The 14,189-nt window shown below is 67.4% G+C and carries 15 protein-coding genes; 8 read left to right on the forward strand and 7 right to left on the reverse strand.

Features of this window, described 5'->3' with window-relative positions; translation table 11 throughout:
• Window positions 1-126: 126 nt before the first annotated feature.
• On the reverse strand, window positions 127-1,050 hold the full coding sequence (locus WOA58_RS05250) for an ABC transporter ATP-binding protein (RefSeq protein WP_340603123.1): 924 nt from the start codon (window positions 1,048-1,050) through the stop codon (window positions 127-129).
• A gap of 112 nt (window positions 1,051-1,162) precedes the next feature.
• Window positions 1,163-3,844, reverse strand: coding sequence for a DNA-directed DNA polymerase (locus WOA58_RS05255; RefSeq protein WP_340603124.1), 2,682 nt, complete (start codon window positions 3,842-3,844; stop codon window positions 1,163-1,165).
• A gap of 375 nt (window positions 3,845-4,219) precedes the next feature.
• Between WOA58_RS05255 and WOA58_RS05260 the strand changes: the two genes are divergently transcribed.
• From WOA58_RS05260 to WOA58_RS05270, 3 genes are read left to right on the forward strand one after another with little or no spacing between them, the layout of a single operon-like run.
• A complete protein-coding gene (locus WOA58_RS05260) occupies window positions 4,220-4,393 on the forward strand; it encodes a DUF7331 family protein (RefSeq protein WP_461782287.1) in 174 nt (57 codons plus the stop codon).
• A gap of 59 nt (window positions 4,394-4,452) precedes the next feature.
• Entirely contained in the window at window positions 4,453-4,818 is a 366-nt protein-coding gene (locus tag WOA58_RS05265; RefSeq protein ID WP_340603125.1) for a DUF7322 domain-containing protein, read from the forward strand.
• Window positions 4,819-4,841: 23 nt separating this feature from the next.
• A complete protein-coding gene (locus tag WOA58_RS05270) occupies window positions 4,842-5,273 on the forward strand; it encodes a DUF7346 family protein (protein ID WP_340603126.1) in 432 nt (143 codons plus the stop codon).
• Here the strand turns inward: WOA58_RS05270 and rad50 are convergent.
• Genes rad50 through WOA58_RS05285 form a run of 3 tightly spaced genes read right to left on the reverse strand, consistent with a single transcriptional unit; the run spans window position 5,247 to window position 9,614 of the window.
• Window positions 5,247-7,919: a DNA double-strand break repair ATPase Rad50 gene (gene rad50 / locus WOA58_RS05275; protein ID WP_340603127.1), complete on the reverse strand. Its 2,673-nt coding sequence runs from the start codon at window positions 7,917-7,919 to the stop codon at window positions 5,247-5,249. The two genes, WOA58_RS05270 and rad50, sit on opposite strands and share 27 nt — an antisense overlap.
• Window positions 7,916-9,301, reverse strand: a complete 1,386-nt coding sequence (gene mre11, locus WOA58_RS05280) for a DNA double-strand break repair protein Mre11 (RefSeq protein WP_340603128.1) — start codon at window positions 9,299-9,301, stop codon at window positions 7,916-7,918. The genes rad50 and mre11 overlap by 4 nt, the downstream gene beginning before the upstream one ends.
• 40 nt (window positions 9,302-9,341) lie before the next feature.
• Complete coding sequence (locus WOA58_RS05285; protein WP_340603129.1) at window positions 9,342-9,614, reverse strand: MarR family transcriptional regulator; 273 nt, start codon at window positions 9,612-9,614, stop codon at window positions 9,342-9,344.
• Between the two features lie 117 nt (window positions 9,615-9,731).
• Between WOA58_RS05285 and pan1 the strand changes: the two genes are divergently transcribed.
• Both pan1 and cysE read left to right on the forward strand, forming a co-directional pair.
• Window positions 9,732-10,946, forward strand: a complete 1,215-nt coding sequence (pan1, locus tag WOA58_RS05290; RefSeq protein ID WP_340603130.1) for a proteasome-activating nucleotidase Pan1 — start codon at window positions 9,732-9,734, stop codon at window positions 10,944-10,946.
• Between the two features lie 37 nt (window positions 10,947-10,983).
• The gene (gene cysE, locus WOA58_RS05295; protein WP_340603744.1) at window positions 10,984-11,574 is read left to right on the forward strand and encodes a serine O-acetyltransferase; all 591 of its coding nucleotides are present in this window, start codon (window positions 10,984-10,986) and stop codon (window positions 11,572-11,574) included.
• Here the strand turns inward: cysE and WOA58_RS05300 are convergent.
• Together WOA58_RS05300 and WOA58_RS05305 are read right to left on the reverse strand one after the other, a co-directional pair.
• Window positions 11,571-11,702: a hypothetical protein gene (locus WOA58_RS05300; RefSeq protein ID WP_340603131.1), complete on the reverse strand. Its 132-nt coding sequence runs from the start codon at window positions 11,700-11,702 to the stop codon at window positions 11,571-11,573. The genes cysE and WOA58_RS05300 overlap by 4 nt on opposite strands.
• Before the next feature lie 40 nt (window positions 11,703-11,742).
• Entirely contained in the window at window positions 11,743-11,940 is a 198-nt protein-coding gene (locus WOA58_RS05305) for a DUF5800 family protein (protein WP_340603132.1), read from the reverse strand.
• Between the two features lie 96 nt (window positions 11,941-12,036).
• Here WOA58_RS05305 and WOA58_RS05310 point away from each other — a divergent pair, with 96 nt between their 5' ends.
• From WOA58_RS05310 to WOA58_RS05320, 3 genes are all read left to right on the forward strand, one after another.
• Window positions 12,037-12,894 carry a polymer-forming cytoskeletal protein gene (locus WOA58_RS05310; protein ID WP_390220510.1) on the forward strand — a complete coding sequence of 286 codons (858 nt, stop codon included), beginning with the start codon at window positions 12,037-12,039 and terminating at the stop codon, window positions 12,892-12,894.
• Window positions 12,895-12,961: 67 nt separating this feature from the next.
• On the forward strand, window positions 12,962-13,291 hold the full coding sequence (locus WOA58_RS05315; protein WP_340603133.1) for a 4Fe-4S dicluster domain-containing protein: 330 nt from the start codon (window positions 12,962-12,964) through the stop codon (window positions 13,289-13,291).
• Window positions 13,292-13,305: 14 nt separating this feature from the next.
• The gene (locus tag WOA58_RS05320; RefSeq protein ID WP_340603134.1) at window positions 13,306-14,187 is read left to right on the forward strand and encodes an electron transfer flavoprotein subunit beta/FixA family protein; all 882 of its coding nucleotides are present in this window, start codon (window positions 13,306-13,308) and stop codon (window positions 14,185-14,187) included.
• Window positions 14,188-14,189: the final 2 nt, after the last annotated feature.

Consider the following 14,189-nt stretch of genomic DNA (forward strand, 5'->3'; position numbering starts at 1 on the left):
TCGGTGAGGCCCTTGCCGGAGCGAAGCGCGCTTCGCTCCTCGTTTTTGTGATCGAAGCGCTCCTGGTTCTTCGTGAGTTCTTCTGAGCTCATTGGTTGGTATGTATGGGTGTAGTCGTCGTGCTGTTCAGGCCGTCTGGTAGACTTCCTCGCGGACCCAGTCGTAGCCGTTCTCCTCGAGCTTCTCGGCGAGTTCCGCGTCGCCGCTCATGGCGATCTCGCCGTCGAGCATGACGTGAACGCGGTCGGGCTCGACGTAGTCGAGGATCCGCTGGTAGTGGGTGATCTGGAGGATCCCGGTGCCCTGCTCGTCGCGCAGCGCGTTGATCCCGTTCGAGACGTCCTGGAGGCGGTCGATGTCGAGCCCGGAGTCGATCTCGTCGAGCACGGCGATCGAGGGCTCGAGCAGCGCGGCCTGCAGGACCTCGTTCTGCTTCTTCTCGCCGCCCGAGAAGCCGGCGTTGAGGTAGCGACGCGCGAACTTCTCGTCCATGTCGAGCATCTCCATCTTCTCGCTGAGGAGCTGCTGGAACTCCGCGACGCCGATCTCGCCGTCGTCGGCCGGACCCTCCATCGGGCTGGTGTCGTAGCCGGTGTCCTCGGACTCGGTGCGTTCGGGCTCCTCGCGCTCCTCGTCCTCGAACAGCTCCTCGCGCTCGTCGAACTTCGCGTTGACGGCCGTCCGGAGGAAGTTCGACATCGTCACGCCCTCGATCTCGGCGGGGTACTGGAACGCCAGGAACACGCCCAGCGCGGCGCGCTCGTTGGGCTCGAGCTCGAGCAGGTCCCACGTGCGCTTGTCCTCGGGGATCTCGAAGTCCTCGCCGAAGTCACCCTCCTCGAGGTGGATCAGCACATCGCCCTCGGTGACCTCGTAGGCCGGGTGGCCCGCGATGACCTTCGCGGTGGTGGACTTCCCGCTGCCGTTGGGGCCCATCAGCGCGTGGATCTCGCCGGAGTCGACCTCGAGGTCCACCCCGTTGAGGATCGTCTCTGCCTCGTCGTCCTCCGCTACTTCCGCGTGCAGGTTTTTCAGTTCAAGTGTTGCCATTGTGGCTCCTCAATCGGCTAGACGAAGGGCCGTGGCGTCCATAATGGTTTCGTCTTTCCTCGTATCGGTTTCCGAAACCCGAACTTTACTTTGCCAACTGCTAACGCGGTCGCTACATGAAGCTGCCCAGGCCCGTCTGCTGCTGGCCCGACTTCACCTCGTCCCACGAGACGTCGAGGGCCTCCAGCACGCGGGAGATCGGGCCCTTGAGCGTCTTCTCGAGCATCTTCTCCCAGTCGACCTCGAACTCCTCGGGGAGCTGGTCCTCGTACTCGAAACAGATCACGTCGGGATCGCGCTTGAACTCCCCGTACAACGGGTCGCGCTGGGGGTCGAACCCCTCTTCTTCCTCCATGCGCCGGAAGAACTTCGGGTGGACCTTCTTCAGGTAGAGGCGTTTTGGCTTGCTCCCGCGCGTGAAGTTCGTTCCCAGCAGGAGGTTCGCGTACTTGGCGCCCCGGACCTGTGCGGTGTCGGTGTCGTAGGCGTCGAGGCGCTTGCCGATCCCGCCCGGAACCGCGATCCGTTCGAGATCGATCTCCCCCTTCTGGAAGTCCACGATGACGTCGTGGACGTACGATTTGACCTCCTCGAGGTCCTCCCCGTGGACGATCATCTCGATGACGTCCTTCTGGACCTCCTTGGTGATCGGCGCGATGTCCGATCGCTTGTACTCGAAGCCGGTGATGTCGATGTCGTCGACGTCCTTTCCCTCCTTCCAGACGATGTGGCCCGCGTAGCGCTTCTTCCTCCCCGCCTGGAAGAAGCGCCTGTAGAGCTTCTCGAACTCGATCTGGAAACGGTGGTCCTCCGCACCGAGGGCCTCGCGGGCGAACTCGTCGTAGGAGGCGTTGATGTGCTCCTCGATCTCGAAGGACTGTTCGAGGGCGCTCTCCTTGTCGACGTCGCCGCCGAGCTCAAGCATGATCGAGTCGGTGTCGCCGTAGGTGACGGTGTAACCCAGCTCGTTCGCCGACTCCTCGGTGAACTCGATGACCTCCCGCCCCGTCGCCGTGACCGCCCCCGCGACGTCCTTGTCGTAGAGCCGGAAGCGTTCCCAGCCGAGCACCCCGTAAAGGGAGTTCATGATGACCTTCACCGCGCCCTGCTGGCGGTCGAAGCGCTCGTACTCGCCGCTGCCGGGCGAGTGTTCGGCCCGCCGGGACTTCTTGCGGTCGCGCTCCGTGAGGAGTTCGTCGACCATCGACCGGATGATCCCGTCGGGCTCGCGTTTGAACTCCATGCCGTTTGGCGCGCGATAGGTCTCGCCCTCGTAGTCGGGCCCGGCCTTCGTCTCGGGCGAGGCGTTGATCGTCACCATGCACATCGGGTACAACGATTTGAGGTCGAGCACGGTGACGTTCTCCTTCACCCCCGTGATGGGGTCGAACACCGCCCCGCCCTCGTAGTCCTCGCTCTCGACGCGGCCCTTCGAGGGCAGCGCGAACTCGCCGTGGACCTTGTGCAGCACGTACATGTCGACGGTGTCGCCCGGCGTCGGGGCGTCCTCGAGCTTGCAGCCGACGAACGTGCGTACCTCGTCCCAGAAGGGGATGATCCCCTGGCGCGCGTCGATCTCGACACAGAGCTCGACGTCGCGGACGTTGTACTCGAGCAGGCGTTCCGGATTTTGCTCCCAGAGATCCCCGATGTCGCCGGTGTATCGCTCCTTGCCGACCCCGAGTTCGGTCTCGGCGACGGCGTCCAGCCGGTAGGAATCGAGCTCGCTGAACTGAGTTCGCTTGTACGCGTACAGTAGGTCGAAGACGACCCGTCCCTTGATGTTGGGCCCCTGCCAGTCCGAGCGCCAGACCTCGTCGACCCGCGAGAGGCGCTCCTTCGAGAGGTCGTAGTCGGTCCCGCCGTCGAGGCGCTCCAGCCGGTCGATCAGGTAGGGCGCGTCGAAGTCGTCGACGTTCCAGCCCGTCAGCACGTCCGGGTCGGTCCCCTCGATGTAGCTCACGTACGCATCAAGCATCGCCTCCTCGCTCTCGAAGGCACGGATGTCGATCTCGGTTCCCTCGGCGATCGGCGCGTACTCCGGCAGCTCGGACGGCGACGTTCCGTCACTCTCGGGTGCGATGTACAGCCAGCCGATGTACTCCTCGCGCGTCGAGTCGTGGCTGGTCAGACAGACGATCGGCTCCTCGCCCTCCTCGGGAAAGCCCGAGCGGTCGTCGACCTCCAGGTCGAAGTTGTGGACCCGGAGGTCGGCCTCGGCCTCGACGGCCTCGATCTCCTCGTGGTGCGCTCGAACGGAGCCGTCGTCGTCGCGCCGGTCGGGGACCCGGATCCCGCTGTTGATGCCCTTGTCGATCAGCAGGCGGTTGGGAAAGAGGATGTCGGCCTCGTAGTGGTCGAACCGGTCGCGCATGTTCCCGACGTCGCGGGGGGTCTGCCCGAAGATCTTCGTCAGCTCCTCGCCCCGGATCGACTGATAGCCCTCCTCGTGGCCGGTGATCCGGCTGTCCGAGAGGTCCTCGTCGGTGAGCGTCGCCGTCGGCGCGTAGAAGTAGGGCCGGAACTCGTAGATCCGAACGTGATGGGACTCGCCGGCGTCGTCCCGCCCGAAGACGTGCATGACGGGGCGCTCGCCGTCCGAGGTCTCCTCGACGGTGTAGTTGACCTGCGTGACCCCGAGGTCGATCGTCCCCTCGACCGTCGGGAACCGCCGTTCGTCGATGTCGACGACCTCGCTCGCGTTCCCGTCCCCGTTGCCGGCGACGGCGCGTGCCTCCGCAGCCGGACGCCCCTCGTCGACGTCCCCGTACGCGGAAAGCCCCGATTGCTCCATATAGCCGCTCGTTGGTCGTGGGTGGCTAAAACACCGGTGGTTTAGCGAGCGAAGCGAGCGAAACCGGGGAGCAGCATCGCTGCGACCGTGGTTCACTGAGCGGAGCGAAGTGAAGTGGGGGAGTGAAGCGCAGCTGAACGACCGTGGTTTATCGAACAGAGTGAGATAAACCAGGAAGCAGCACCGCTGCGACCGAGGTTCGCCGAGGCAAGCGAGGCGCACTAAGGAGCGACCACGAGGTGAGCCGAACGGATCGATGGACGATGGAACGGTCGTTCGTCCGGCTATTCGTCCGAGCCGACACGATCTTGGCAACGGGTGACGGAGCAACAAGACATATATTGTGTTAACACATACCACCAGACGGTGACGACGATGTCAAGCGCCGATCACGAACGCCAAAGCGGCACCGACGACGAACTGGAACTCGACGCGGTCGAGTCCGTCGAGACGTACGAGACCTCCGGGGGCATCGTCTTCTACGACGTCCGCAACCCGCTCGCGTGGGTCAAGGCGACCCACAGCGTGGCCCTCCCCGACCAGGTCTGAGCCCGACGCGCCCGGCGCGTGTCGAATCGCTTTTGCTCCCACTCGCCCGACTCCCGAGCGTGTTCCCCGACGACCGCTCGGAGCACGAGCCCGACGAGCCCGATCTCGGCCCCGAGATCCCGAACATCGAGCCCGAGGAGGAGGAGCCCGACCTCGGGCCGGACGCGCCCGACGTCTCGCTGCCCGCCGACGGCCTCCTCGGTCCCGAGGACGCGCCGACGGACCTGCTGAGCGCCTTCTGGATGCTCGTCGTCCTGTTCAACGTCGGGATCCTCGCCGCCAGCATCGGCGCGCTCTTCCTGGTCTTCGAGGGGCGAACCTATCTGGGCGGCGGGCTGCTCGCGGTCGGCCTGCTCGCGCTCGCCCGGGGGACCTACAAGTACTGGCGCCTCGACGTCGACGAGCTGGGCACCGACAGCGACTAACCCGCGGGGTGGATAAGACGGGTATGCAGACCGTCGAGGACGACGACGGCGCGCGCTACCTCCTGCTCAAGCGCTCGAGCGACGCGAGCCTGGTGCGCGACCCCGAGACCGGCGAGGAGCGCTACGTCGAGAACGGCGAGCTCTCCGCGGTGGGCGAGTCGCCCCTCGAGACGGCCGCGAGCGAGGTCGACGAGCCGACCCGGCGGCTCCTGCGGGCGGTCCACGACGACCGGACCCTGGGCCTACTGCTCTTCCTCGATGCGGGCGGACCGCGCTCGGTCCGGGAGCTGCTCTCCTTCGACACGCTCTGTGAGAGCGACTTCCACGGCACCGTCACGGAGCTCCGGGCGGCGGGGCTGCTCGAGGAGCGCGAGGTCGCGGGCGAACGGGGCTACGGGACGACCGAGCTCGCGGCGGAGGCGCTCTCCTCACTCCGCGGCCCCGGCGGCGAGTAGCTCCTCGCCGCGCTCGACGGTCGAGCGGTTCGTCGTCGGGTCCTTGCTCACCCGAACGAGCTCGTCGGCCGCCCCCACGAGCTCGTCGTCGTGGCTGACGACCACGATCTGCTCGACGCCCAGACGGCGCATCGACTCGACGAGGTCGACCAGCTTCGAGACGTGACCCGAGTCGAGGAACACGGTGGGTTCGTCGAGGATCAACGGCGGCATCGGCGCCGCTCCCTCGATCCCCTCGGCGAGCAGACGGTAGATCGCACAGCGAAGCGAGAGGTTGAACAGCGCGCGCTCGCCGCCCGAGAGCTGCTCGGGGTCGAGCGGCGAGCCGTCCTTCTGGTAGACGGTGAGCTCGTACTCGCCCGTGAGCTCGAGGGTCGCGTAGGCGTCGTTCTGATAGACCAGCTCGAACGTCTCGTTGAGCATCCGTTCGAGCTGGTCGACGTTGCGCTGGCGCAGCTCCGCACGGAGCCGGCCGTACATCTCCTGGAGCTGCTCGGCCTCGCCGTAGAGCGAGTCCAGCGCTTCCAGGCGCTCCTCGAGGGCGTCGCGTCGTTCCCGTAGCTCCTCGAGCGCCTCGAGCTCGCTTTTCACGCCGCCGATCCGGTCGCGGAGCCGTGCTTCCTCCTCTGCGAGCTCCGCGAGCTTCGGCTCGACCTTCTCGAGGTAGTCCTCGGCCTCGGCCTTCCGGTCCCGAGCGTCTTCGATCCGCTCGGGGTCGTACTCGTCCTCGAGCTCCGCCTTCCGATCGCGCTTCTCCGCGAGGCGCTCGCGCCGTTCGTCGTTCAGCTCCGCGAGCGATTCGCGTCGTTCGCGGAGCGTCGAGACCGTCTCGCGGGCATCCTCGATCTTCCCGAGCACGTCCGCGAGCGATTCGAGCCGGCCGATGCGCTCCTCCAGGGCGGTCCGGCGCTCGTCGAGCTCGCCGATCCGCTCCTGGGCCTCCTCCGCGCGTTCGCGGGCCTCGGCGGCCGTCTCGTGCTTCTCGTCCGCCTCGTCCTTGAGTTCCGCAGCGCGCTCCTCGAGGTCGGCGGCCCGCTCGCGCTTCTCCGCGAGCGCGTCCTCGCGCTCCTTGAGGAGCTCCTCGAGCGTCCCGCGGCGCTCCTTTCGCCTCGCGATCCCCTCCTCGGCCTCCGCGAGCGCCTCGGCCCGGTCGATCCGGTCCTCGACCCCCTCACGCCCCTCGCGGAGCTCCGAGAGCGTTTCTTCGAGCTCCGAGACCCGCTCGCGGCGATCCTCCAGGGCGTCGACGTGGGGCGACTCCTCGACGGGCTGGCCGCACTCGGGACACTTGCCCGCCTCGCGGAGTCGCTCACCCTCCGAGACCGCCTCGCGGGCGCTCTCGAGGCTCGCCCGGAGCTCGGTCTCGCGCTCGCGGAGTCCCTCGCGCTGCTCGCGAAGCTCCGAGAGGAGTTCGTCCGTCTCGCTGACGTCGACGGGCGCGTCGTCGAACCGATCCCGGAGCTCCTCGATCTCGCCGTCGAGCTCCGAGAGCGCCTCCCGACGGTCCGCGAGCGCCGCCTCGCCCTCCTCGATCCCGCTTTCGAGGGTCGCGCGTTCCTCGCGGGCCTCCTCGGCGCGCTCGGCGAGCTCCTCGACGGCCTCCGCGGCCGCCTTCGCATCGCTCTTCTCGCTCTGGGCGTCGAGGCTGGCCTCGCGGATCGACTCGCGACAGCCCTCGAGTTCGGTCTCGAGCTCCCCGCGGCGCTCCTCGATGGCGTCTTCCTTGGCACGGTCGAGCTCCGACTCGGCGAGGAGCCCGTCGCGCTCGCTCTCGAGCTCCGCGATCCGCTCGCGGGTCTCGGCCAGCTCCCCCTTGAGCCCGTCGCGCTCGTCCTCGGTCGAGGAGATCGTCCCGCGGAGCTCCTCGATGTCGTCCTCGAGCGTCGCGATCTCCCCGCGGACCTCCTCGTGGGAATCGAGGACCTCCTCGGCCTCCTCGCGGGTCCGTTCGGCGTTGTCGCGGTTCCCCTCGAAGCGCTCGATCTCGCTCTCGGTCTCGTTGAGCTCCGTCTCGAGGTCGTTCAGGGTCGCGGGCAGCCCCTTTCCCTCCTTCTCGTCGATCTGCGAGTCGACCTCCCGGAGGCTGCCCTGGACGTCCGTGCGGACGTCGTTGACCCCCAATCGAGCTTCGCTGACGCGCTCGCGGTACTCCTCGAGGGTTCCCAGCTGGAGGAGGTCGTCGATCATGTCCTGGCGCTCGCCGGGGGTGGCGTGGATCAGCTTGTTGACCTCGCCCTGGCGGACGTACGCGCAGTTGACGAACGCCTCGCTGTCCATCCGCAGCATCCCCTCGACGTAGCGCTCTACGTCGCGGGCCCCTTCGACGCTCCCCTCCGGCGTTTCGAGGACGCAGGTCGCGGTCTGGGCGCGCTCGCCCGAGAGCCGGACGCGGCGCTCGACACGGTAAGATCCCCCGTCGTGGCTGAACCACAGCTCAATCTCGCATTCGTCCTCGCCGTTGGTGATGACGTCCTCGAGGGTGCCGTCGAGCGCCGAGGAGCCGTACAGCGCGAAGAAACACGCCTCCAGCAGCGAGGACTTCCCGCTGCCGTTCAGCCCGTGGATCACCGTGACGCCGCGATCGAGCCGGAGGTCGGTATCCCGGTAGGGCTTGAAGTTCTCCAGGCGGACGCGCTCGATCCTCACAGGTACTCCTCCATCGAGGACTGGGCCTGCCCGTCCGAGGTCGCCCCCTCGGGCCGCTCGGTCGCCTCCGTCGCCCCGACCGCGGGCTCGTCGGTCTCCGAGTCACCCATCGCGGGGTCGTCGGCCTCAGTCTCGTCGGCCTCGGATCCTTCCACTCCGGCTTCGTCCGCTCCGGACTCGTCAGCCTCAGGTCCGGCGGTCGGCGAGCCGTCCCGACTCCCCTCGTCCGCCGTCGTCGGTTCGGACGTCGCCGATCCGTCCGCTTTCGTGGCCGTCTCGAACGCCCCCGGATCCTCCTTGATCAGCGTCCGGACCCGCTCCTCGACGGTCTCGCGGACGTTCGAGTCGGCGATCTTGCTCGCCCGGACGGTCTCGTCGACGTCGCCGGCGGCGGCCGAGAGTCCCATCTCGCGCAGGCGCTCGCGCACCGCGGCGTCGGGATCCGAGAAGGAGACGTCGACCGCCTCGCCCCCCTCGATCTCGCGCTTGTCGTTCACGCGGGCGATCAGCGCGCCGCGCTCGCTCGCGAACGACTCGACCTCCGCGGGCGTGATCGGCTCGCCCTCGCCCTCGACCGTGACGATCACGACCCGGTCCTCGAGCTCGTGCTGGCCGACCCGTTCGAGCAGCCGCTCGGCGCCCTCGCCCTCGCCGAGCTCGGCGTCGATGAAGACGAACTCCCGAGTGTCGAGCCTCCGGCGGGTGATGTGGGCCTCGCCCTCGGCGAACTCCACGAGGTTGTAGCCCCGGTCGTCGCGCTCGCTCGCGCTCGCGCGCTCGGTCGAGCCGCAGTAGGTCACCCAGGTCCCCTCGATCTCCGCGCGGTCGGGCTGGTGGTTGTCGCCCAGCAGCATCACGTCGAACTCCACGGAGGCCTGTTCGAGCAGCTCCTGGGTGTCCCAGTCGGCGTAGGCGAACGGTTCGAACAACCCGTGGGCGACCAGCGCCGTGTGCTCCGTTTCGGGCGGGGCGAAGTCGTACTCCAGCTCGTCGCGCCGGGAGGCCGGCACGTGATCGAGCCCGTAGAAGGTGGTCTCGCCGATCTCGACCCCCTCGCTCCCGAGGCGGGTCGCGAGGCCCATCCGGGAGAACAGATCGAGCCACTGCCCGCCTCGAGTTCCCTCGTGGTTGCCGACGATCGCGAGGAAGGGAACGCCGGCGTCGTCGAGATCGCGCAGCACGTCGAGCGTGCCGAGCAGGTCCCCGATGTCGGGGCGCCGGTCGTGAAAGAGGTCGCCGGCGTGGACGACGGCGTCGACCCCGTCGTCGACGGCGTCGGCGGCGACCCGCTCGAAGGCGGCCAGGAAGTCGGCCCGGCGCTCGGCCGAGTGGTACTGGCGATAACCGATGTGGGTGTCGCCGGTGTGGATCACCCGTGTCATGTCCCGTGGTTCGCGGGCGGGAGGGATAAGCTACGTGGGCTCAGCGCGACTCGATCGCGAGGGTGTAGAGCCGCTTTCTGGCGTCCGAAAACGAGAAGCGCGACTCGACGACCTCCTCCTCCTCGAGGCGGTTCAGCGCGTAGCGAACGGTCCGCGGGGGCAGCAGCGTCTCCTCGGCGAGCTGGCTCTGGGTCAGTGTCTCGTTGTACTCGAGCACCTTCGCCACCAGCTTCGCACTTGGTGGGAGCTCCCGGACCGCCTCCCATCCCGTCTCCTCCCCCGGGCCGGCCGTGACTGCCTCTGACGTACTCATTTCACGTCCATCTACCGGATTCAACGTAATAATATTTCTCCTTTTGGAATATTACTACTGAGAATTTCAGTCGGGTTGACCCGAAACCTCTTATGAGTCAGCGCCGTAAATCGGGCAATGACTGATACCGTCGAGGACGTGGACCTTCCCTACGAGGAGGACGACACCTCACAGCAGGAGAAGATCGAGGCGCTGCGCGACCGGCTCGACGTCCTCGAGGACCAGAACGAGGAGATGCGCGACAAGCTGCTCGACGCGAACGCCGAGAACAACAAGTACCAGCAGAAGCTCGAGCGCCTGACCCACGAGAACAAGAAGCTCAAGCAGTCGCCGCTGTTCGTCGCGACGGTCCAGGAGCTGACCGACGAAGGCGTCATCATCAAACAGCACGGCAACAACCAGGAGGCGCTCACCGAGGTCACCGAGGAGATGCGCGAGGAGCTCGAACCCGACAGCCGGGTTGCGGTCAACAACTCGCTGTCGATCGTCAAGCAGCTCGAGGGCGAGACCGACGTCCGCGCCCGCGTCATGCAGGTCGAGGAGAGCCCCGAGGTCTCCTACACCGACATCGGCGGCCTCGACGAGCAGATGAACGAGGTGCGCGAGACCGTCGAGATGCCGCTTCTGAAGCCCGACGCCTTCGAGGAGGTCGGGATCGAGCCCCCGAGCGGCGTTCTCCTCTACGGACCGCCGGGCACCGGGAAGACGATGCTGGCGAAGGCCGTCGCCAACGAGACCGACGCCACCTTCATCAAGATGGCCGGCTCCGAGCTCGTCCACAAGTTCATCGGCGAGGGCGCGAAGCTGGTTCGGGACCTCTTCGAGGTCGCCCGGGCCCACGAGCCCGCCGTGCTGTTCATCGACGAGATCGACGCCATCGCTTCCAAACGCACCGAATCGAAGACCTCCGGCGACGCCGAGGTCCAGCGCACGATGATGCAGCTCCTCTCGGAGATGGACGGCTTCGAGGATCGGGGAGAAGTGCGGATCATCGCCGCCACGAACCGCTTCGACATGCTCGATCGCGCGATCCTCCGCCCGGGCCGGTTCGACCGCCTCATCGAGGTCCCCAAGCCCGACGTCGAGGGTCGGGAGCTCATCTTCCAGATCCATACCCGGAACATGAACGTCTCCGACGACGTCGAGTTCGGGGCGCTTGCCGAGGAGGTCCACGAGGCAAGCGGCGCGGACATCAAGGCGATCTGTACGGAGGCGGGGATGTTCGCCATCCGCGACGACCGCACCGAGGTCCGCATGGCGGACTTCGAGGAGGCCTGGGCGAAGATCCAGGCCGAGGAGGAGGACGACGAGGTCTCGAAGACGTTCGCCTGATTCCGGTCGTCGGACCACCGGTACCACAACAGCTACCATTCTACACGCGTTATCGGAACCAGATAGCGACATGCTCGAGCGACTACGCGAGGACGTCCGGACGGCGAAGGCGAAGGACCCGGCGGCGAAGGGCACGCTCGAAGTCCTGTTGGCGTACCCGGGCCTGCACGCGATCTGGCTCCACCGGATCGCCCACGCGCTCTGGTCCGCCGACTTCCGCCTCGCCGCCCGACTGCTCTCGCATCTCACTCGCGGGCTGACCGGCGTCGAGATCCATCCGGGCGCCGAGATCGGCCGGCGGTTCTTCATCGACCACGGCATGGGCGTCGTGATCGGCGAGACCGCCGAGATCGGCGACGACGTGATGCTCTATCACGGCGTGACCCTCGGCGGGGACTCGCTGGCCGACGAGAAGCGCCACCCCACGCTGAAGGACGACGTCACCGTCGGGGCAGGGTCGACGCTCCTGGGACCGATCGTGCTCGGCGAGGGCGCGAGCGTCGGCGCCGGGTCGGTGGTACTGGACTCGGTGCCGGGCAACTGCACGGTCGTTGGCAACCCCGCGAAGCTCGTCGGGGACTGTGCAAACGACGACTCGGCGACGCTCGGCCGGAGCGTCGACCGTTAGAACGCCGCGAAGACCGCGTACGGTATCAGGAAGAGCAGAACCGTCATGACGACCAGGACGATACCGTAGCCCGCCAGCGTGCCGGCGGCGGCGCGAAAGGCGGGATGGTCGAACCGGGTGGAGTCCATACCGGGCGGTCGAGGGGGACCGGGTAAAAGCTACCGGCGGTCACCCGACGATGTCGCCCACGCGCCGGGGCTCGCCGGAGAGGTCGGGGCTGTCCTCGATGATCTGGAGGATCTCGTGGTCGGTGACGTCCCAGTAGCGCTTCTCCGTGGCCTCCTCGATCAGCTCGCGCTCGAGGCGGAACTCCGTCCCTTCGTAGACGGCGTCGACGCCCTCGTCGTCGATGGAGATCGTCGTCATGGCTGGATCGAGGCCGTCGAGCGCAAAGATCCTGTCGTCTGACGCCCGTCGGACGGCCACAGGAGTTTTAAGAGGTCCGGCCGACGAAAGGAAGGCGTGTCACTCCGGCCGGACCCGCTCTCCGCGCTCTCCATCCCCGACGGCACCGTCGTCGAGGAGCACGACCTCGTGGCCGACGGCGACGTGCTCGTCGGCGCACAGAGCACGGTGGAGTTCGGGATCCGTGGCCGGAACGTCGTCGCCGGCGAGCGCGTGCGTTTCGGCGGCCACATCGAGGCCGAGGGCGACTGCCGGCTCGATACCTGGTGTACGGTCGCCGACAACGTTCTCGTCGGGGGGGACGCGTATCTCGGCGAGCGCATCGAGATCGACGGCCAGCTGGTCGTCGGGGGCGATCTGGACATCGGCGACGACGTCCAGATCGCCGAGGGGTTCGAGGCCAGCGGCTGGATCGTCATCCGGAACCCGATGCCGACGGTCGTCTTCCTGTTCATGTACCTCACCCACCTCCTCCGGATGGGCGAGGACGACGCCGCCGAGGAGCTCCTTGAGGGGATGTTCGACGAGGAGGAGGGCCCGCCGCCGCTCACGATCCCGACGGGCGCGACCGTCTCCGACGACGCCTGGCGGGTCTCGGCGCCGGCCGATATCGGCCGGGACTGTCGGCTGCACGGCAACGTCCGCACGGAGTCGATCTCGCTCGGCGAGGACAGCGAGATCTTCGGCAGCCTGCGTGCGCGAGACGACATCACCATCGCCCCGGGCGCGATCGTCCACGGCGACGTCACCACCCGTGGCGGGACCGTCACCGTCGCCGAGGACGCGCGGGTGTGGGGCGACATCTCGTGTGAGCACCTCGATCTCGCCCGCGACGGGGTCGTCGACGGGACGATCCGCGCCCGCGGCGAGGTGAACATGGGGCTCTCGACGGACCCCGGCGGCTCGCCCCAGTGACCCTACCGGACAATGATGATGTTTGCCGAGTGATTTAAGTGAAGAGTTATCGTGGGTATGTATACCAATGTCCATCGATTCGTCGTTCGAGGAGAACCGAGAGAAGGTAGACACACACCGGGGCCACGACGTCTGGGGACCGGTCGAGGAGCCAGAACAGTTGGGGATCCACGGCACGCACGTCGCGGTCGACTTCGACGTCTGTCTGGCCGACGGCGCGTGTCTGGAGGACTGTCCGGTCGACGTCTTCGAGTGGGTCGACACGCCCGGTCATCCCGAAAGCGAGATCAAGGCCGACCCGACGAACGAGGCCCAGTGCATCGACTGCATGCTCTGTGTCGACGTCTGTCCCGTCGACGCGATCGACGTCGACGCGGGTCGAGCGGGGCGGACCTGAGGGGGTGAGTGGGCATGTACACAGTCACGCTGACGAAGGGCGTCCCGGACTTCAGCGAGGGAGCGGTCTCGTTCGATGACGAGGGACACTTGGAGCGGGGCAAGACCCCGACGGTGATGAACCCTAACGACGCGTTCGCGCTCCGGGCGGCCCTCCAGACGAAGGTGCGCCACGGGGGTACCGCGGCCGTGATGAGCATGGGCCCGCCGGGCTACGGCGACGTGCTCCAGGAGGCCATGGAGTCGGTCTACGCCGACGAGCTGTTCCTGCTCTCCGATCGCGAGATGGCCGCCGCCGACACTTGGGCGACGTCGATCACGCTCGCGACTGGGATTGAGAAGATCGCCGAAACGCGCGAGGAGCCCGACCTCCTCTTCGCGGGGTTCAAGACCGCCGACGGCGAGACGGGCCACACCGGCCCGCAGACCTGCTGGTGTCTCGACTGGCCGATCCTCACGCACGTCATCGCGCTCGACGTGGACGAGGAGGAGCGAACCGTCCGGGCGAAACGGCTCGTCGAGGGCGACATCGAGGAGATCGAGACCGTCGAAGCGCCGCTTCCCGCGATGATCGTCACCGACCCCGAGTTCGAGCCGACGTACAGAAAGGCCGCCCATCGCCTCACGTACAAGGACCTCCGCGAGGAGACCAAAGCGCGCGCCGAGTCCCACGAGGGCTATCTCACGACGTGGGACCACGAGGAGCTGAACCTCGACCCCGACTACATCGGGCTCGACGGCTCGCCGACAATCGTTTCCGGCGTGGATCCGATCCCGAAGGCTCCCTCCGAGCGCGAGGCGACGATGGTCGAACCCGGCGACGAGGCCGGGATGGAGTCGGTGCTCGACGAACTGCTGCCCTACACCGGCGGCGAGGCTGCCGCAGGGGGTGACTGACG

The sequence above is a fragment of the Halalkalicoccus tibetensis genome (genome assembly GCF_037996645.1).
GTDB classification, from domain to species: Archaea; Halobacteriota; Halobacteria; order Halobacteriales; family Halalkalicoccaceae; genus Halalkalicoccus; species Halalkalicoccus tibetensis.